The following is a 16,910-nucleotide window of genomic DNA, read 5'->3' on the forward strand; positions in this document are numbered from 1 at the left end:
GGGCTGCTGCGCAACCCAACGGGGATAAATCCCCTCGCCACGGGGAAACTCTCTGGCCACAGAAAAGTTTCTGGTCACTGGGAACTCTCTGGCCACAGAGAAATTTTCTGGTCACTGGGAAACTCTCTGGCCACAGAGAAGTTTTCTGGTCACTGGGAAACTCTCTGGCCACAGAGAAGTTTTCTGGTCACTGGGAAATTCTCTGGCCCACAGGGAAGCTTTCTGGTCACTGGGAAGCGTATGGGTCACTGGTTTGTCATGCAGTTTGATTTTTCTTAATTGAGGGGTATCGCCCCATGTCGGCTTCTTCAGATAGCAAATCACGCGGCTACTTCGACAGCTTCGGCAAAAGCGCCGAGGCCGAGTTCATGCCGGAAACTGCCGGCGCCTCGTTGCAGGATTCGCCGCGCTGGTCGCGCGTTACCGTGTGGCTGGCGGCGGCGTTGCTGATCAGCGCGCTGGTCTGGGCCAAGTTCGCCGTGCTCGAAGAAGTGACCATGGGCGAAGGCAAGGCGATTCCATCGAGCAAGGTCCAGGTGATCCAGAACCTTGAGGGCGGCATCGTTACCGAAATCTTCGTGCGTGAAGGGCAGATGGTGAACAAGGGCGACAAGCTGTTGCGCCTGGATGACACGCGTTTTCTGTCGAACAAGGGTGAAAGCGAGGCCGATCGCTATGCGCTGACCGCGCAGGTTGAACGCCTCTCCGCCGAAGCCGAGGGACGTCCGTTCAAGCTGTCTGACGAGGTGGTCGCCAAGGCGCCACAGGTCGCCGAAGACGAACGGGCGCTGTACGACCAGCGCCAGCGCCGGCTGGCCAGTGAGCAACGCACCCTCACCGAACAACTGCGCCAGAAAACTCAGGAGCTGGCCGAATTTCGCTCCAAGCAAGGCCAGTTCAGCTCCAGCCTCGCGTTGCTGCAGCAAGAGATGAACATGTCGGCGCCGCTGGTCGGCACGGGCGCGGTATCGCCAGTGGAAATCCTGCGGCTCAAGCGCAGCGCGGTGGAAATTCGTGGCTCGCTGAACGCGACGACACTGGCGATCCCCCGTGCGGAATCGGCGATCAACGAGATCAAGAGCAAAATCGACGAATCGGAACAGACCTTCCGCTCCGACGCGGCCAAGGACCTCAATCAGAAACGCACCGACCTGTCGAAAATCACCGCTTCCAGCATCGCCATCGACGACCGAGTCAGCCGCACAACCGTCACTTCGCCGGTGCATGGCGTGATCAAGCAACTGAAGGTCAACACCATCGGCGGCGTGGTTCAGCCGGGCAGTGACATGGTCGAAATCGTGCCGCTGGAAGACAATTTGTTGATTGAAGCCAAGGTGCGGCCGCAGGACGTCGCGTTCCTGCATCCAGGTCAGAAAGCCATGGTCAAGTTCAGTGCTTATGACTACACGATTTACGGTGGGCTGAGCGCCAAGCTTGAGCTGATCGGCGCTGACACGATTACTGACGACAAGGGCAACAGCTTCTATCTGATTCAGGTCAGGACCGATAAAAACCATTTGGGCGGGGACGTGAAACCGTTGCTGATCATTCCGGGGATGGTGGCGACGGTGGATATTATTACCGGGGAGAAAAGTGTCCTGGATTATCTGCTGAAACCAGTGCTGAAGGCACGGACCGAGGCGATGCGCGAACGATAGACACTGCGAACAGTGCATAGATAGATCTGACGCATTCGCGAGCAGGCTCGCTCCCACAAGGGGATGTGAGGTGAACACAGAGTTTGTGCCCACCTTCGATCAAATGTGGGAGCGAGCCTGCTCGCGAAGAGGCCAGCCGCTTCAGCAATTATTTATCGCCATGATTACGCTGAAAGGTCTCCTCCCCCATCGCCGCAATCTGCCCCTCGATCAATGCCTCGAACGGCTTCAGCAACGGCGCAAACGTCGTCGGCGCTTCGAGAGTTTCCAGCGCCTGCACAATCGCCTCAATTGTCGACAACGCTCCCGGCCCCGGAGCCTTGCGCAATCGATAGCGCGATATGCCCCCCTCGGTCAGCGTCACCCGTGGCAACGCCGCCAGCAGCGGATTGAGGTGCAGCATCTTGCGCGCCTTGCGCCACGTGCCGTCCGGCACGACCAGCAACAGCGGCTCAGCAGATTCGGTGTAAGCCTGCATCGGCTGCGCATCGTCCGCCGGGAACAACAACCGCGCCCGATACCCCGGCCGGTTCAGCAACGTCGGCAAATCCTCGAACACTTCACCGACAATCAGTTCGGCATTGGTCAACCCGAGTGCCGCCAACCGCGCCGTATTCAACGCATGATTGACCTCGCTCGGATGCTGCAACAGCAGCACCCGTGTGCGGCTGTCGAGGCTCGGGATCAGCGGGCACAGGCAATGGGTTTGTGGGCGCAGGCAGCGCGGGCATTGAATTCTGGGCATCGTTCTTAGGCCTGATTGAGCTGTGCTTTGAGCAAATCACGGAAGGTCTGGATCAGCGGCTCACGGCTACGACCGCGGCGCATGATCATCGAAAACGGTGCCTGATAGCCAAATGTCGCTGGCAACAAAACCCGCAAATCACCCTTGTCGGCCCATGCCTGAGCGTAGTGCTCCGGCAGATAACCGATATAGGCCCCGGACAGCACCAGAATCAGCTGCGCCTCCATACTTTCCACGGTCGCGGCGCTGTGTTTGAAGCCGTGCCGGGCGAGTTCCGCCTGGCTCCAGTAACCGCGCCCGACCATGCGTTGCTGAGTGATGACCTGCTCTGGAATGCGCCGTTCATTGAACAATGGATGCCGACTACTGCAATACAACCAGTGCTGCTCACGGTACAGCGGCATGTAGACCAGACCGCTCATGCGCGTGGAAAACGCGCCGATGGCCAGATCGAGGCGGTTGTCCTGCACACCGAGTTGCAGCTCATACGGGCTCATCACCGACAAATGCAAATGCACCGCCGGGTGTTCCTGGCTGTAGGCGCCGATGGCTTCGGCGAACGGCAGGGCCTTGTCGCTGACCGTGGAGTCGATCACGCCGAGGTTGAGCGTGCCGCGCAGTTCGCCCTTGAGCGCGGCGGCGTATTGCTCGAAGCCTTCGAGTTCGGCGAGCAGGCGCAGGGTTTCCTGATGGAACAGTTCACCTTTGCTGGTCAGGCTGAACCCGCCACGCCCGCGATGGCACAGCACCAGCCCAAGCGCGGCTTCGAGCTGGCTCATGTAGGTGCTGATCGCCGAGGTCGACAGGTTGAGTTCCTGCTGCGCGTTGGCGAAACCCTGATGGCGCACGACGCTGACGAAGATGCGTAATAGTTTCAGGTCGGGTAAAGCGTTGGCCATGTCTACTCCAGGCTTTGCCACTGTGTGTCTATAGGAAAAGCCGCTCACCCCAGCCCTCTCCCCGAGGAGAGGGAGCTGATCTCCAAGGCTTTCAAATCCTGAGTTCGACTCGATTTTTCAGGTCGATGCAGATTCCGCCAACAACTCGGTCGGCCCCCTCTCCCTCTGGGAGAGGGCTGCGGTGAGGCGCGTCATTGTTCAGCCAGGCCAGAATCCCAAGAGCGCAAAGTCTAATCCGCCCACCACCATTAGTTTAGAAAAATCTGAACTAAGTTTTTGTCCGTAGCGATTCTTTCGCCGCACTACATTTCGCATTATCGGCCCCACAGCGGCGTCCGAACCTTTGCTGAACGGTGCGCCGACATAAATAAAACAAAGACGATGAGGCCTTACCCGTGGACAAGATTCTTCACCAACCACTGGGCGGCAACGAAATGCCGCGCTTCGGCGGCATCGCCACCATGCTCCGACTCCCACACGTACCCACTGCTGCCGGTCTGGACGCTGCCTTCGTTGGCGTGCCACTGGACATCGGTACTTCGCTGCGCCCGGGCACACGCTTCGGGCCACGCGACATCCGCACCGAATCGGTGATGATTCGCCCGTACAACATGGCCACCGGCGCTGCGCCGTTCGACTCGCTGGCGGTGGCCGACATCGGTGACGTGGCGATCAACACCTTCAACCTGCTCGACGCCGTGCGCATCATCGAAGAAGCCTACGACAACATCCTCGAGCACAACGTGATCCCGATGACCCTGGGTGGCGACCACACCATCACCCTGCCGATCCTGCGTGCCATTCATAAAAAGCACGGCAAGGTCGGTCTGGTACACATCGATGCCCACGCTGACGTCAACGATCACATGTTCGGGGAGAAAATCGCTCACGGTACGACCTTCCGTCGCGCCGTCGAAGAAGGCCTGCTGGACTGCAACCGCGTCGTGCAAATTGGTCTGCGTGCGCAGGGCTACACCGCCGATGACTTCAACTGGAGCCGCGATCAGGGCTTCCGCGTGGTGCAGGCCGAAGAGTGCTGGCACAAGTCGCTGGCGCCGTTGATGGCCGAAGTCCGCGAGAAAGTCGGCGGCGGTCCGGTGTACCTGAGCTTCGACATCGACGGCATCGACCCGGCCTGGGCGCCAGGCACTGGCACCCCGGAAATCGGTGGTCTGACGACCATTCAGGCGATTGAAATCGTCCGTGGCTGCCAAGGCCTCGACCTGATCGGTTGCGATCTGGTAGAAGTCTCGCCCGCTTACGACACCACCGGTAACACCTCGCTGCTGGCCGCCAACCTGCTGTACGAAATGCTCTGCGTACTGCCAGGCGTGGTCCACCGCTGAGGGTTGGGTCATGAACGAACGTGATCAGGTTTTGCACGCGGCCGCCGAGCTGGTAGCCGCCTTCGCCCGTAACGATCGCGACGCTTACTTCGGTGCATTCAGCACCGACGCGAGCTTCGTCTTCTACACCCTCGAACAGCCTTTGCTGTCGCGCGATGCCTATCAGGCCTTGTGGGACAACTGGCGCGCCGAGGATGGCTTCGAGGTGCTCTCGTGCACCTCGAGCAACGCCTTCGTCAGCCTGCAAGGTGACGTGGCGATTTTCATCCATGACGTGGCCACCGAGCTGCGCATGCAAGGGGAGCAACACTTCAGCCAGGAGCGCGAGACGATTGTTTTCAAGAAACAAGCGTCGAGCCTAGAACAACAAGGCCATTGGCTGGCCTGCCACGAACATTTATCCGCAATGCCGGAAGGGCTGCCATCCCCTTAGCCAAGACAGGTGACGTTCACGCACGATGAACGCGCCTTTATGATCGGAGCAGATCATGAATAACAACAACAACGACCAAAGCCTTACGCAAATTGAAACCCACGGGGTCGAGCAGATCCCGGACAACGAACGCACCGCAGGCCCGACGGATTTGTTCCGGATGATCTTCGGTGGTTCGAATACCTTTGCCACCGCCGTGCTCGGCAGTTTCCCGGTGCTGTTCGGTCTGTCTTTTCAGGCCGGCGTCTGGGCGATTGTGTCGGGCGTGTTGCTCGGCTCGCTGATCCTCGCACCGATGGGCCTGTTCGGCCCGCTCAACGGCACCAACAACGCCGTGTCGTCCGGTGCGCACTTCGGCGTGCACGGGCGGATCGTCGGCTCGTTCCTGTCGCTGTTGACCGCTATCGCGTTTTTCTCGCTCTCGGTGTGGAGTTCGGGGGATGCGCTGATCGGTGGTGCGAAACGCCTGATCGGTCTGCCGGAAACCGACCTGACCCTGGGCCTGGCCTACGGCCTGTTCGCGATCCTGGTGCTGACCGTGTGCATCTACGGCTTCCGCTTTTTGCTGTGGGTGAACAAGATCGCGGTGTGGAGCGCCAGCCTGTTGTTCCTGCTGGGCATCTTCGCCTTCGCCGGTCCTTTCGACGCGCACTACGCTGGCACCGTCAGCCTCGGTCAGCCAGGCTTCTGGGCGGCGTTCATCGGCGCTGCGCTGGTGGCGATGAGCAACCCGATTTCCTTCGGGGCGTTCCTCGGCGACTGGTCGCGTTACATCCCGCGTGAAACTTCCAAGCAACGCATCATGGCGGCGGTTGTGCTGTCGCAGATCGCTACGTTCATCCCGTTCCTGTTCGGCCTGACCACGGCGACCATCGTCGCGATCAAGGCACCGGACTACATCGCGGCGAACAACTATGTCGGTGGTTTGCTGGCGGTGTCGCCAAGCTGGTTCTTCCTGCCGGTGTGCCTGATTGCGGTGATCGGCGGCATGTCGACCGGCACCACCTCGCTGTATGGCACCGGGCTGGACATGTCCAGCGTGTTCCCGCGCGTGCTGTCCCGCGTGAAAGCGACGCTGCTGATCGGCGTACTGTCGATTGCCTTCATCTTTATCGGGCGCTTTGCAGCGAACCTGGTGCAGAGCGTGTCGACCTTCGCGGTGCTGATCATCACCTGCACTACGCCATGGATGGTGATCATGATCATCGGTCTGCTGGTGCGTCGCGGCTTCTACTGCCCGGATGACCTGCAAGTGTTTACTCGCGGCGAACAAGGCGGACGCTACTGGTTCAGCCACGGCTGGAACTGGCGTGGTCTGGGCGCGTGGATCCCGAGTGCGGCAGTCGGCCTGTGCTTCGTCAATCTGCCGGGGCAATTTGTCGGCCCACTGGGCGAGATGGCGGGTGGCATCGACATCAGTTTGCCGGTGACCCTGGGCCTGGCTTCGGTGGTGTACCTGACGCTGTTGAGCCTGTTCCCGGAACCGCGCGAAGTGTTCGGCCCGAAGGATGCCCGCAGCCAAGCCCTGGAAAAACCTGAACTGCGCCAGGCCGCCTGATTTACGCATGACCTGTAGGAGCAAGGCTCGCCCGCGAAAAACGATAACGCGGTCAGCCTGATAGAACGCGGCGCGCCTGTCGCGGGCAAGCCTTGCTCCTACAGAAATCGAATTTGGCCTCAACATAAAAAAGACAATCGGAGACACGCCATCATGGCTTTGGATTTATTCGTCGTACTCATCTACGCCGCCGCGATGTTGATTCTTGGCTATTACGGCATGCGCAAGGCCAAGACCAACGAAGACTTTCTGGTTGCCGGTCGTAACCTCGGCCCGACCTTGTACATGGGCACCATGGCCGCGACCGTACTGGGTGGCGCGTCCACCGTCGGCACCGTGCGTCTGGGTTATGTGCATGGCATCTCCGGTTTCTGGCTGTGCGCAGCATTGGGTTGCGGCATCGTTGCGCTGAACCTGTTCCTCGCCAAACCACTGCTGAAATTGAAGATCTACACCGTTACCCAGGTGCTGGAAAAACGCTACAACCCGATGGCTCGCTCGGCGAGCGCGGCGATCATGCTGGCCTACGCACTGATGATCGGCGTGACCTCGATCCTCGCCATCGGCACTGTGTTGCAAGTGCTGTTCGGTCTGCCGTTCTGGGTGTCGGTATTGCTCGGCGGTGGCGTGGTGGTGATCTACTCGGCCATCGGCGGCATGTGGTCGCTGACCCTGACCGACATCGTCCAGTTCGTGATCAAGACCGTAGGCCTGATGTTCATCCTGTTGCCGATCTGCCTGTACCGCGTTGGCGGTTGGGACGAACTGGTGCTGAAGCTGCCGGCAGCCGCCTTCAACTTCACCACCATCGGCTGGGACACGATCATCACCTATTTCATGATCTACTTCTTCGGCATCCTGATCGGCCAGGACATCTGGCAACGGGTGTTCACCGTCAAGAATGAAAAAGTCGCCAAATACGCCGGCAGCTTCGCAGGTGTCTACTGCATCCTCTACGGTCTGGCCTGCGCCCTGATCGGCATGGCAGCACACGTACTGATCCCGGATCTGGACAACGTCAACAACGCCTTTGCCGCCATCGTCAAACTGTCGCTGCCGGACGGCATCCGTGGTCTGGTGATCGCTGCTGCACTGGCCGCGATGATGTCCACCGCCAGCGCCGGCCTGCTGGCGGCGGCCACCACTCTGACCGAAGACCTGCTGCCGAAACTGCGCGGCGGTAAACAGTCGAGCCTGCGCATCAACCGCCTGTTCACCCTGCTGACCGGCGTCGTCGTGCTGGGCATCGCGCTGGTGGTGAACGACGTCATCAGCGCTCTGACCCTGGCCTATAACCTGCTGGTGGGCGGCATGCTGATCCCGCTGATCGGGGCGATCTTCTGGAAACGCGCGACCACTGCCGGCGCCATCGCCAGCATGGGCCTGGGTTTCGCCACCGCGCTGCTGTTCATGTTCAAGGACGGCCTGGATGCCAACACACCGATCTACTACAGCCTGGCCGTAAGTCTGGTGAGTTTTGTGGTGGTGAGTCTGGTCTCCCCTCGCCCGGCGACGGTGGCGAGTGCGATCTAAGCTTTGATGTAACGACTTGATGCTTTCTTCGACGGGTGTGGCGTCGGTTGCCACACCCGTTTTTTTCGTCTGGAGAAAATGATTTATGAAGATCGTTTCTCGCGATCAGTGGTTTGAAGTGCAACACCTGAGCGATGGCATTCGGCTGATTCACGAGCCGTACATTCGCCCGTTCTACCGCTGCAACCTTTGGCACGTTCAGGGACGCGACAAAGACCTGTTGCTCGACAGCGGTTCGGGGCTGGTCAGCCTGCGCGAACAATTGCCATGGATTACCGGACGACCACTGGTGGCAGTCGCCAGTCATTGCCACTTCGACCATATCGCCGGTCATCATGAATTTGCTGAACGGCTGGTGCATCGCGCCGAAGCGGACATTCTTGCGGCGCCCGACGGTGAGAATGATTTGAGCCGTGCGTTCGTCGGCGATGACATGTTTGAGGCGCACCCGGATTGCCCGTTGTGCTACGCCGAATACCGGGTCAAGGCTGCGCCGGCGACCGGTTTCGTCGAGGACGGTGATGTGCTCGATCTGGGCAATCGCACGCTGCAGGTGCTGCACACGCCGGGCCATTCGCCGGGTGGTATCAGCCTGTATGAAGCGGCGACTGAAACCCTGTTCAGCGGCGATATCATTTACGACGGGCCGTTGATCGAGGACGCCTACCATTCCAATCTGGATGACTACGCGGCCAGTTTGCGCCGTTTACAGGCGTTACCGATTCGGACGGTGCATGGCGGGCATTTCGGCAGTTTCTCCGGTGGACGTTTGCGCTCGATGATTGACGAATGGTTGCGCAGACACGCCTGAGGCCTGCTGTAATCAGTCGAAACAACAATGAATTATTTGTCATGAGAAGAGCTGCCGTGCGTGCCGCCGTGCACCGATTCATCCGGCGCCTGCTGGAAAACCGCGAATTCAATGACCACACCAGCCTGGTGCAGTTGGGATTGGAAAAAGCGGATATCGAGGATCTGATCTTTCATCTTGAAGATGAATTCGGACTGACGGCGTTCACCGCAGAAGAGGACCGCATGCTCAAGACCGCGAAGACCGCGAATGACTTGAGTCGGTTTTTAATTGAGATTGGACAGCATTGAGAAGGAATGCCAAATACATCCCTCAGGATGTTGGAGATCCCCGTGGCGAGGGGATTCAGCGAACCGTCGCACCGCCCCGTTGGGGTGCGAAGCAGCCCCAAAACTATTAAACCCGGTTCGACCTGTAAGAATGTGATTGCTGCGAATGGGGCTGCTGCGCAGCCCAACGGGGATAAATCCCCTCGCCACAAATAACCCCATTCACCTGATGCTTACGTGTGCCTACCGCCGACGAGGCTGGCGCCGACGCTGCTCGTCATCGGTGCGGATCGGTACAGGTTGCAGAGGCGGTTCGATCAAGCCAAGGGCAACACCTAAATCGTGCAGCCAGTTTTGAATTTTCTCTTTCATCGTCATGCCCCCTTCAGGGTGGTGCTGAGCGGCCGGAATTCTGAGGCCGCTTCGCACTGATAATAGTCCGAAGTCCTACGCAATGCTCGGCCAAATCCGCAATGATCTGTTACTGAATTGAACAGAGTTCGCCGGCATTGGTTCAGGCGGTTTCGCGGGTTTCGATCTGAGCCGCAGGATAGACAGCTTGTTGCACCTCAACCCAGGCATTGAGGTTGGCGCCGACCATGCCTTTGCGCCACATGAGCCACGTTGTCGCACCCACAAATGGTTCGGCCAACGGATGCACTGCGACACTGTCGCGCCCCGGCAGACTGGCGAGCATCGACTCGGACATTAGCGCCACGCCGCTGCCGGCAATCACGCAGGCAAGCATGCCCTGATACGACTCGATCTCCATCGCCCGACCCATTGCCGCGTGGTAATGCGCAAACCAGGCTTCGAGGCGCATGCGATAGGAGCAGCCCCGGCGGAAAGTGAACACCGAACGCCCTTCTACATCTCGGGCGCTGCGAACCGGCGGATGATCAATTTCAGTGATCAGCACCAGTCGCTCCTCGCACAACGGCACGCCATCGAGGCCGGCCAACTCCAGCGGGCCATCGACCAGTGCGGCATCAAGGCGCCCGGTCAGCAGGCCTTCGAGCAACTCCCCACTGGGTGCCGACTGCACTTGCAGATTCACCGCCGGATACTGCTTGTGATAGCGCGCCAGCAACGCCGGCAAATGGATCGCCGCCGTGCTGTACATGGTACCCAGCACGAAATCCCCCGCCGGCTGCCCGCCCATCACTGCCGCACTGGCCTGATCACGCAACGCGAACAACTTGCCGGTGTAGTCCAGCAGGACTTTTCCCGCAGGCGACAACTGCAAACGCTGACGTTCACGGACGAACAATTCGACACCCAGTTGCTCTTCCAGCTGTTTGAGCCGCGTCGACAGATTCGACGGCACCCGATGCAAACGTTCGGCAGCACGGGTGATCGAGCCTTCCTCGGCCACGGCCTGAAAAATCCGCAGTTGGCTGAATTCCACAAGCTTTCTCCATAACAGAACAAGTTACTCACTATTATTCAATTTTAAAGAAAGTCAATCAGTCCTAGCCTAATGGTCATTGAAGCCCTTACGGAATTCGCACCATGTCACCCGTCATTCGCTTATCCGCCTGCTTCGTGGCCCTGATGCTGGCCATGGGTATCGGCCGTTTCGCCCTCACACCGCAAATGCCACACCTGCTCAGCGAAGGCCAGTTCGACCTGACGGCCGCCGGTCTGATTGCGGCGGCCAACTACCTCGGTTATCTGATTGGCGCAGTGGAGGCGATGTTCGCGCGCCGTCCTCAGCAAGTGCAGCGACGCCTGCATGGCGGCTTGTGGTTGTGCGTGTTACTGACACTGGCGTCGTTCTGGGCCAATGGGTTTTGGTCGCATCTGCTGCTGCGCTTCGGTACTGGGGTCGCGAGTGCCTGGGTGGTGGTGATGATTACGACGCTGAGTCAGCCGCTGGCTGCGGCAGCGGGTCGTCCACGACTTGGGGCGCTGGTATTTGCCGGGCCGGGAATGGGGATTTTTCTGACGGGGTTGCTGGCGCTGGTCTCACATCTGCTGAACCAGACGTCCGCGACGCTGTGGCTGATTTATGCAGCAGCCGCATTGGTGATGATGCTGGGGGTCTGGCGCCTCCTGCCGCAACCAGTTGCCACCAAGGCAGTTGCGGCAGTGGCCGTCAGTCCGTCGAATCGTGGCATCGCTCGGCTGGCGGTGATCTACGCCCTGTACGGCGTCGGCTACATCATCCCGGCAACGTTCCTGTCACAGATGGCCAACGCGCAATTTCACGGGCAATGGCAGGCAGATCTGTTCTGGCCGAGCTTCGGCCTGTGCGCGGCCATCGGGGTGCTATTGGTGAGCCTGCGCCGCCACGATCCGCAGACCACGCGTCACTGGTTGATGGCGACGTTGTGGCTGCAAGCGGCCGGTGTTTTTGCCTGCCTGCTGAGCAGCGGTTGGGGCCTGGCACTCGGCGTAATCCTCTGCGGCACGCCATTCCTGGCCTGCATGCAACTGGTCATGCAACGCTCGCGGGAACTGGCGCCCCACGCCACACAACGTAATGCCGGCATGCTCACCGCCTGCTTCGCCGTCGGCCAGCTCAGCGGCCCGCTCTTGGCTGCGCTGAGCACTCATTACAGCGCAAGCCTGCACCCGGCCTTGCTGATCGCCGGCAGCGGCTTGCTGATTGCCGGCGGCCTGGCAATGCAGTCGGTTACTGCTGGCCGAGCGCCTTGCGCAAACGTCGACGTACCCATTGCTCGGCGCTGACAAACGTGATGCCGAGCAACACCAACACGGCGCCGATCACGAAGTTCAGACTCAACTGCTCGCCCAGCAGCAAGACGCCGAAGGTCACGCCGAACAGCGGGGTCATGAACGAAAACACCGCCAGATTCGCCGCCAGATAACGCCGCAGCAGCCAGAACCAGACCAGGTAACTGAAGAACGACACCACCAGCCCCTGGAACAGCACACTGGCCACCGCCATGGTGGTCAGGCTGACGTGGCTGATCTGACCACTGAACAATGCGATCAACAGCAGGCCGACAAAACCGACAATCAATTGATAAAACAGGGTCAACGTCACCGGCGCGTCCGACAGACGCGAAGCGCGCACCACTACCGTGGTTGCGCCCCAGCAGGCGCCGGCCAGCACGCCAAAGGCATCGCCCAGCAACATGCGCCGGTCAAGGTTGTCCCACGACACACCTCCGGCAAAGGCAATCGCGATACCGATGAACGCGAGCAGAATGCCCAGCCATTGCAAAGGTCGCAGGCGTTCGCTGGCCAATAGAAAATGCACGCCCAATGCGGTGAAGATCGGCGCGGTGTAGAGGAACACCGACATGTGCGCAGCCGTGGTCAGTTGCAAGCCTTCAGAGATGAAGAAGAATTCCAGACCGAACAGCGCACCGGCCAGCAAGCCGCCGCGCCAGGTATTGCCAACCTGATCCCAGCCGCCCTTCCAGCAGATCAGCAACCCGACCAGTAGCGCGGAAATCCCCGAGCGCGCCGCCGCTTGCATCACCGGTGCAATGTCCGGCGCCGCCCATTTGATCATTACTTGCTGCACGCCCCAGATCAGGCAGAGGCCGACCATCACCTGCAAGGCAAAACTGTCGGCATTACGCCGCTCGATACTCACCGCAACACCTCGAACACACACAACATGGCAGGCCATCCAATGGTCAGAAATCAGTGTCGAGGATTATCAATGACTCGGGCGGAAAAAGCCGTCTGGAAAAGACATTTAGTTCGTCAGTGGCGTCAGCGCTGAATGGCTGTCGGCTGCGCCGCCAATCGCGAGCAGGCTCGCTCCCACAGTTTGATCGCGTTTCCCTGTGGGAGCGAGCCTGCTCGCGAAGAGGCCGGTACTGCCAACACGCGTTACAGATCAGACCTGCCAAACCGTTTCGCTACCAAAAACCCGACGGTACACGCCACAGCAGTGGCAAACGTGCCCCAAGCCCAATCCAGCACCGTCACCTGCACCGACCAGCCGCGCAACGTCGCCCAATTGGTCAGGTCATACGTGCCATACGCTACCAGCCCCAACAACGCGCCCATCTTCGCCGCGCGCTGCCAGCTCAGCGCCGGCAGCACCACGAACTGCACACAACCAAAAACATACAGGCAATAAAAAACCGCTGCGGGCACCAGCAGCGGTTTTTCGAGCATCAGCGAACCGAGCAGTTCGCGATAGGTCGGCGCCATCAACAGGCCGAGCCAGATGCCATCAAGCAGAAGAAACGTCACCAGCGTGGCCACGTAAGCCATCAGCATTCTTTTCATCACACAGCCCTCAATGTAGGAGCTGCCGCAGGCTGCGATCTTTTTGACCTTGATCTTATAAACCAGATCAACAGATCGCAGCCTGCGGCAGCTCCTACATGGGGCCGGTGCGCATCAGCTTAGTTCAATGCGATCCGCGTGAATGACGATCTTGCCTTCCTTGTACAGCGAACCGATGGCCTTCTTGAAGTTGCCCTTGCTGACGCCGAACAGGCTGCTGATCAACGCCGGATCGCTTTTGTCGCTGACCGGCAACGAACCGTCATTCTCGCGCAACTTGGCGAGGATCTTCGAGTTCAGGCTGCTGGCTGCTTCCTGACCTACCGGTTGCAGGCTAAGGGCAATCTTGCCGTCGGCGCGCACTTCCTTGATGAAGCCTTTCTCGATCATGCCGGCACGCATGAACTTGAAGATTTCGTTCTTGTGGATCAAACCCCAGTGCTTGTTGTTGATGATCGCCTTGAAACCCATGTCAGTGGCTTCGGCAACCAGCAGGTCAACTTCCTGGCCCTGGCTGTAATTGGCCGGGGTCTTGTCGAGGTAGCGATCCAGACGCGCCGTCGCGGTGATGCGGCGGGTGTGTTTGTCGAGGTAGACGTGCACCACGCAGTACTCGCCAGCGGTCATCTGGCGTTTTTCTTCGGAATACGGCAGCAACAGATCCTTCGGCAGCCCCCAATCGAGGAACACACCGATGCTGTTGACTTCAACAACTTTCAGACTGGCAAATTCGCCGACCTGTACTTTTGGTTTTTCTGTGGTGGCGAGAAGTTTGTCTTCGCTGTCCAGATAAACAAAAACGTTGAGCCAATCTTCATCTTCGCTGGGAATATCTTTAGGGATATAACGGTTGGGCAAAAGAATTTCGCCGTCGGCACCGCCGTCCAGATATAAACCGAAGTTAGTGTGTTTAACCACTTGCAAACTGTTGTAACGCCCGACTAAAGCCATTTCCAGAACCCTCATTACGTGGGCGGCATTCTACCCGTTTTTGCCGGGAACGTTGGCTGGCAGTTCCTTGCGCTGTGGAAATTCTGCGCGACGCTGTGATTTTCCTTGGTGGGCGATGCCCAAGGTGCCGCTCGTCAGACCGACGCAAGGGGTGATTTCAGCTCATGCCTGCGCTTCAGAACATAAATGTTGTTATTTAAAACAGCAGGTTAGGCGGATATTGCGAATATTGAATCGAGAATAATGCAGCAACGCGGTGGGTTATTCCGGGGGATATTTACCAAGCAATTGTCAAGTTATTACTGTACGATGCCTGGCCGAGTTACTTTTCTACAGGTTAATGGCCGCCATGCGTGTAAAAGCATCCACCAGCAAAGCAAAGCCAGCTCCAGCCGTTGAAACCAGCGAATCGATCAACGATCAGATCGCAGCGTTCCTCAAGTCCGGCGGCGAGATCCAGCAAATTGCCAAAGGCGTCAGTGGCCAGACGTTCGGCCCGTCCAAGCAGATTAGCCTGGGCAAAAAGTAACACCCGGTTTTACACCCGTCCAGAGGCGCTTTGAGCTTCGAAGCGTCTGGACTGGCACCGCGCAATCCCCTCCCGTTTTAAACAAAAATCCTTGTAAATCGACGAACGGCCATCAATGCCGATCATTCGCCGGTATCCTTGCACGCGTCTAGATCAAGCGTTTCAACAGGCTCACCGGCCTGTGCTCGCTGTTCATGGAGTGACGCATGCGCAAAACTTCCTGTTTATTGCTCGTAGGCCTGCTGACAGGCACGACCGCGCACGCGCAAATTTTCCAGCGTGAACTCGGCGATTTCGACCTCAAACTCGGCACCACGCCGACGCGCAGCATGGCCCAGGGTCTGGTCAAACCGGCGGCGGCCGGCTCGTTCCACGGCGGTCTCGACCTGAGCCACGACAGCGGCCTCTATGTCGGCCAGTACGCACCGAGCATGGGTATCACGCCAGGCAAAAACCTCGAAATAGATTCCTACGTCGGCTTTAAACAGCCCTTCGATCAAACCCTTGGCTATGAAGTCGGGATGATCCACTACAGCTACCCGAGCGTCGAAACCCTCGACAGCCAGGAACTGTTCGGTGGCCTGACGCTGCTCGGCAGCCGCTTCGGCGTGGCTTTGAGCAACGATCCGGATAAACAGAACAACACCTTGTTCGCCGACCTTGGCGGTAACCAGCCGTTCGGCATCGGTGTCAGCATGAAATACACCACCCATCAACTGAACACTCCGGTAGCGGTGGACGGTGGTTATGTCAGCAGCTTCACCGATTGGTCAGTGCAATTGTCACGACCGTTCATGGGCGTCGATCTCGACTTGATCTACAGCAACTCCAGCCTCAGCGGCAGCGATTGCTCGGCCTATTCCGGGCACAACAGCCAGTGTGACGGCCTCGTCACCCTCAAGGCCGTACGCGCATTCTATTGATTGGCTGAACTGCCGCGCGCATCCTGCATCACATAAGAATCAGATCTTCGAAGCCAGGCCACCGCAAGGATTCGCTCATGTCTCGCTGGTTCAAGCACATTGCCGCTCTGCTGTTGTTCACCCTCGCCCTCGGCGCTTGCAGTCGCGTCGGGCTGGCCTACCGTAACCTCGACGTGATCATTCCCTGGACGCTCAGCGACTATGTGGATATGCATGGCGAGCAAAAAGACTGGTTCAACGAACGCCTCAAGGAACACCTGAGCTGGCACTGCACCACGCAACTGCCGGGTTATCTGGATTGGCTGGATCGTTTGCAGACCATGGTCGAAACCAATCAGGTAACCGACGCCGCGCTCCAGGCGCGTACTGCGGAAGCCAAACAAGCCATCGCCGAAACCGCCCAGGCAATCACCCCTTCGGCAATCGAACTGCTGCAAGGGCTGGATGACAAACAGGTTGCCGAGATGAATGACGCGTTTGCCAAGGATCTGCGCAAGCGTCAGCAGGATTACGTCAATCCGCCACTGACAGAACAAATCGCCGAGCGCGGCGCACGCATGGTTAAACGCTTGAATGACTGGCTCGGGCCTTTGAGCGCGACCCAGGAACAACGCGTGATGGCATGGTCAACAGCGTTGGGCGATCAAAACACCCAGTGGATCGCCAACCGTGCGCATTGGCAGAAGCAATTCAGTGCCGCGGTTGCACAGCGCAAGAGCCCTGAATTCCCACAGAGAATCGAGACGCTTCTGGTTAATCGCGAACGTTTATGGACACCGGAATACCAGAAGGCCTACGCCAACACCGAAGCGCAAGCACGCGCGCTGGCGGTCGACCTGATGGCGGAAAGTACGCCGCAACAGCGTCAGCGGTTGTTGAAGAAGATTGATGGCGTACGCAAGGACTTTAATGACCTCAAGTGTCTGAAAGCCAGCAAATCCCCGTAATCCAGCGATCTGCAGGAGCAAAGCTTTTTTGCGAAAGCGGCGTGTCATTCAATGAAACTATTGAATTTGATGGCGCTTTCGCGAGCAAGC

The 16,910-nt window shown here is 58.9% G+C and carries 18 protein-coding genes; 11 read left to right on the forward strand and 7 right to left on the reverse strand.

What is annotated here, in order from left to right:
• The first annotated feature begins 296 nt into the window (after positions 1 to 296).
• Positions 297 to 1,658 carry an HlyD family type I secretion periplasmic adaptor subunit gene (locus tag JFT81_RS12245; RefSeq protein WP_201227509.1) on the forward strand — a complete coding sequence of 454 codons (1,362 nt, stop codon included), beginning with the start codon at positions 297 to 299 and terminating at the stop codon, positions 1,656 to 1,658.
• A 148-nt stretch (positions 1,659 to 1,806) separates the two neighbouring features.
• Here the strand turns inward: JFT81_RS12245 and JFT81_RS12250 are convergent, their stop codons facing one another.
• Together JFT81_RS12250 and JFT81_RS12255 are read right to left on the reverse strand one after the other, a co-directional pair.
• Positions 1,807 to 2,403 carry a DTW domain-containing protein gene (locus JFT81_RS12250; RefSeq protein ID WP_201227510.1) on the reverse strand — a complete coding sequence of 199 codons (597 nt, stop codon included), beginning with the start codon at positions 2,401 to 2,403 and terminating at the stop codon, positions 1,807 to 1,809.
• A gap of 5 nt (positions 2,404 to 2,408) precedes the next feature.
• Entirely contained in the window at positions 2,409 to 3,302 is an 894-nt protein-coding gene (locus tag JFT81_RS12255) for a LysR family transcriptional regulator (RefSeq protein WP_007956593.1), read from the reverse strand.
• Positions 3,303 to 3,697: 395 nt separating this feature from the next.
• Here JFT81_RS12255 and speB point away from each other — a divergent pair, with 395 nt between their 5' ends.
• The 6 genes from speB to JFT81_RS12285 all read left to right on the forward strand — a co-directional run bounded on the left by speB (position 3,698) and on the right by JFT81_RS12285 (position 9,273).
• A complete protein-coding gene (speB, locus tag JFT81_RS12260; protein WP_201227511.1) occupies positions 3,698 to 4,648 on the forward strand; it encodes an agmatinase in 951 nt (316 codons plus the stop codon).
• A 10-nt stretch (positions 4,649 to 4,658) separates the two neighbouring features.
• Positions 4,659 to 5,081 carry a nuclear transport factor 2 family protein gene (locus JFT81_RS12265; protein ID WP_201227512.1) on the forward strand — a complete coding sequence of 141 codons (423 nt, stop codon included), beginning with the start codon at positions 4,659 to 4,661 and terminating at the stop codon, positions 5,079 to 5,081.
• Positions 5,082 to 5,136: 55 nt separating this feature from the next.
• On the forward strand, positions 5,137 to 6,639 hold the full coding sequence (locus JFT81_RS12270) for a cytosine permease (protein ID WP_201227513.1): 1,503 nt from the start codon (positions 5,137 to 5,139) through the stop codon (positions 6,637 to 6,639).
• A 153-nt stretch (positions 6,640 to 6,792) separates the two neighbouring features.
• Complete coding sequence (locus JFT81_RS12275; protein ID WP_201227514.1) at positions 6,793 to 8,172, forward strand: sodium:solute symporter; 1,380 nt, start codon at positions 6,793 to 6,795, stop codon at positions 8,170 to 8,172.
• An 85-nt stretch (positions 8,173 to 8,257) separates the two neighbouring features.
• Positions 8,258 to 8,983: an MBL fold metallo-hydrolase gene (locus JFT81_RS12280; RefSeq protein WP_201227515.1), complete on the forward strand. Its 726-nt coding sequence runs from the start codon at positions 8,258 to 8,260 to the stop codon at positions 8,981 to 8,983.
• Positions 8,984 to 9,024: 41 nt separating this feature from the next.
• On the forward strand, positions 9,025 to 9,273 hold the full coding sequence (locus JFT81_RS12285; protein WP_201228090.1) for an acyl carrier protein: 249 nt from the start codon (positions 9,025 to 9,027) through the stop codon (positions 9,271 to 9,273).
• A 222-nt stretch (positions 9,274 to 9,495) separates the two neighbouring features.
• Here JFT81_RS12285 and JFT81_RS29585 read toward each other — a convergent pair whose 3' ends face one another.
• Positions 9,496 to 9,624 (reverse strand): PA1414 family protein, encoded by a 129-nt coding sequence (locus JFT81_RS29585; protein WP_003184145.1) that lies wholly within the window; start codon positions 9,622 to 9,624, stop codon positions 9,496 to 9,498.
• A gap of 142 nt (positions 9,625 to 9,766) precedes the next feature.
• Positions 9,767 to 10,660 (reverse strand): LysR family transcriptional regulator, encoded by an 894-nt coding sequence (locus tag JFT81_RS12290; RefSeq protein ID WP_201227516.1) that lies wholly within the window; start codon positions 10,658 to 10,660, stop codon positions 9,767 to 9,769.
• A gap of 104 nt (positions 10,661 to 10,764) precedes the next feature.
• Here JFT81_RS12290 and JFT81_RS12295 point away from each other — a divergent pair, with 104 nt between their 5' ends.
• Positions 10,765 to 11,946 (forward strand): MFS transporter, encoded by a 1,182-nt coding sequence (locus tag JFT81_RS12295; protein ID WP_201227517.1) that lies wholly within the window; start codon positions 10,765 to 10,767, stop codon positions 11,944 to 11,946.
• On the opposite strand, the gene JFT81_RS12300 is transcribed toward JFT81_RS12295, so the two are convergent.
• The 3 genes from JFT81_RS12300 to JFT81_RS12310 form a co-directional block, all read right to left on the reverse strand.
• A complete protein-coding gene (locus JFT81_RS12300) occupies positions 11,891 to 12,823 on the reverse strand; it encodes a DMT family transporter (RefSeq protein ID WP_201227518.1) in 933 nt (310 codons plus the stop codon). The genes JFT81_RS12295 and JFT81_RS12300 overlap by 56 nt on opposite strands.
• 242 nt (positions 12,824 to 13,065) lie before the next feature.
• Complete coding sequence (locus tag JFT81_RS12305; RefSeq protein ID WP_201227519.1) at positions 13,066 to 13,470, reverse strand: DUF2177 family protein; 405 nt, start codon at positions 13,468 to 13,470, stop codon at positions 13,066 to 13,068.
• A 114-nt stretch (positions 13,471 to 13,584) separates the two neighbouring features.
• Complete coding sequence (locus JFT81_RS12310; protein ID WP_201227520.1) at positions 13,585 to 14,421, reverse strand: S1-like domain-containing RNA-binding protein; 837 nt, start codon at positions 14,419 to 14,421, stop codon at positions 13,585 to 13,587.
• A gap of 340 nt (positions 14,422 to 14,761) precedes the next feature.
• Here JFT81_RS12310 and JFT81_RS12315 point away from each other — a divergent pair, with 340 nt between their 5' ends.
• From JFT81_RS12315 to JFT81_RS12325, 3 genes are all read left to right on the forward strand, one after another.
• Positions 14,762 to 14,950 (forward strand): hypothetical protein, encoded by a 189-nt coding sequence (locus tag JFT81_RS12315; protein WP_016985943.1) that lies wholly within the window; start codon positions 14,762 to 14,764, stop codon positions 14,948 to 14,950.
• A gap of 206 nt (positions 14,951 to 15,156) precedes the next feature.
• Positions 15,157 to 15,873, forward strand: coding sequence for a TorF family putative porin (locus tag JFT81_RS12320; protein ID WP_201227521.1), 717 nt, complete (start codon positions 15,157 to 15,159; stop codon positions 15,871 to 15,873).
• Positions 15,874 to 15,950: 77 nt separating this feature from the next.
• Positions 15,951 to 16,820 carry a DUF6279 family lipoprotein gene (locus tag JFT81_RS12325; protein ID WP_201227522.1) on the forward strand — a complete coding sequence of 290 codons (870 nt, stop codon included), beginning with the start codon at positions 15,951 to 15,953 and terminating at the stop codon, positions 16,818 to 16,820.
• The last annotated feature ends 90 nt before the right edge of the window (positions 16,821 to 16,910 follow it).

This window comes from Pseudomonas sp. TH43 (assembly GCF_016650635.1).
In the GTDB taxonomy this organism is placed as follows: domain Bacteria; phylum Pseudomonadota; class Gammaproteobacteria; order Pseudomonadales; family Pseudomonadaceae; genus Aquipseudomonas.

Coding starts and splice junctions, on each gene's coding strand:
- JFT81_RS12245 (WP_201227509.1), top strand. CDS start 297: ATGTCGGCTTCTTCAGATAGCAAATCACGCGGCTACTTCGACAGCTTC.
- JFT81_RS12250 (WP_201227510.1), bottom strand. CDS start 2,403: ATGCCCAGAATTCAATGCCCGCGCTGCCTGCGCCCACAAACCCATTGC.
- JFT81_RS12255 (WP_007956593.1), bottom strand. CDS start 3,302: ATGGCCAACGCTTTACCCGACCTGAAACTATTACGCATCTTCGTCAGC.
- JFT81_RS12265 (WP_201227512.1), top strand. CDS start 4,659: ATGAACGAACGTGATCAGGTTTTGCACGCGGCCGCCGAGCTGGTAGCC.
- JFT81_RS12270 (WP_201227513.1), top strand. CDS start 5,137: ATGAATAACAACAACAACGACCAAAGCCTTACGCAAATTGAAACCCAC.
- JFT81_RS12275 (WP_201227514.1), top strand. CDS start 6,793: ATGGCTTTGGATTTATTCGTCGTACTCATCTACGCCGCCGCGATGTTG.
- JFT81_RS12280 (WP_201227515.1), top strand. CDS start 8,258: ATGAAGATCGTTTCTCGCGATCAGTGGTTTGAAGTGCAACACCTGAGC.
- JFT81_RS12285 (WP_201228090.1), top strand. CDS start 9,025: ATGAGAAGAGCTGCCGTGCGTGCCGCCGTGCACCGATTCATCCGGCGC.
- JFT81_RS29585 (WP_003184145.1), bottom strand. CDS start 9,624: ATGAAAGAGAAAATTCAAAACTGGCTGCACGATTTAGGTGTTGCCCTT.
- JFT81_RS12295 (WP_201227517.1), top strand. CDS start 10,765: ATGTCACCCGTCATTCGCTTATCCGCCTGCTTCGTGGCCCTGATGCTG.
- JFT81_RS12305 (WP_201227519.1), bottom strand. CDS start 13,470: ATGAAAAGAATGCTGATGGCTTACGTGGCCACGCTGGTGACGTTTCTT.
- JFT81_RS12310 (WP_201227520.1), bottom strand. CDS start 14,421: ATGGCTTTAGTCGGGCGTTACAACAGTTTGCAAGTGGTTAAACACACT.
- JFT81_RS12315 (WP_016985943.1), top strand. CDS start 14,762: ATGGCCGCCATGCGTGTAAAAGCATCCACCAGCAAAGCAAAGCCAGCT.
- JFT81_RS12320 (WP_201227521.1), top strand. CDS start 15,157: ATGCGCAAAACTTCCTGTTTATTGCTCGTAGGCCTGCTGACAGGCACG.
- JFT81_RS12325 (WP_201227522.1), top strand. CDS start 15,951: ATGTCTCGCTGGTTCAAGCACATTGCCGCTCTGCTGTTGTTCACCCTC.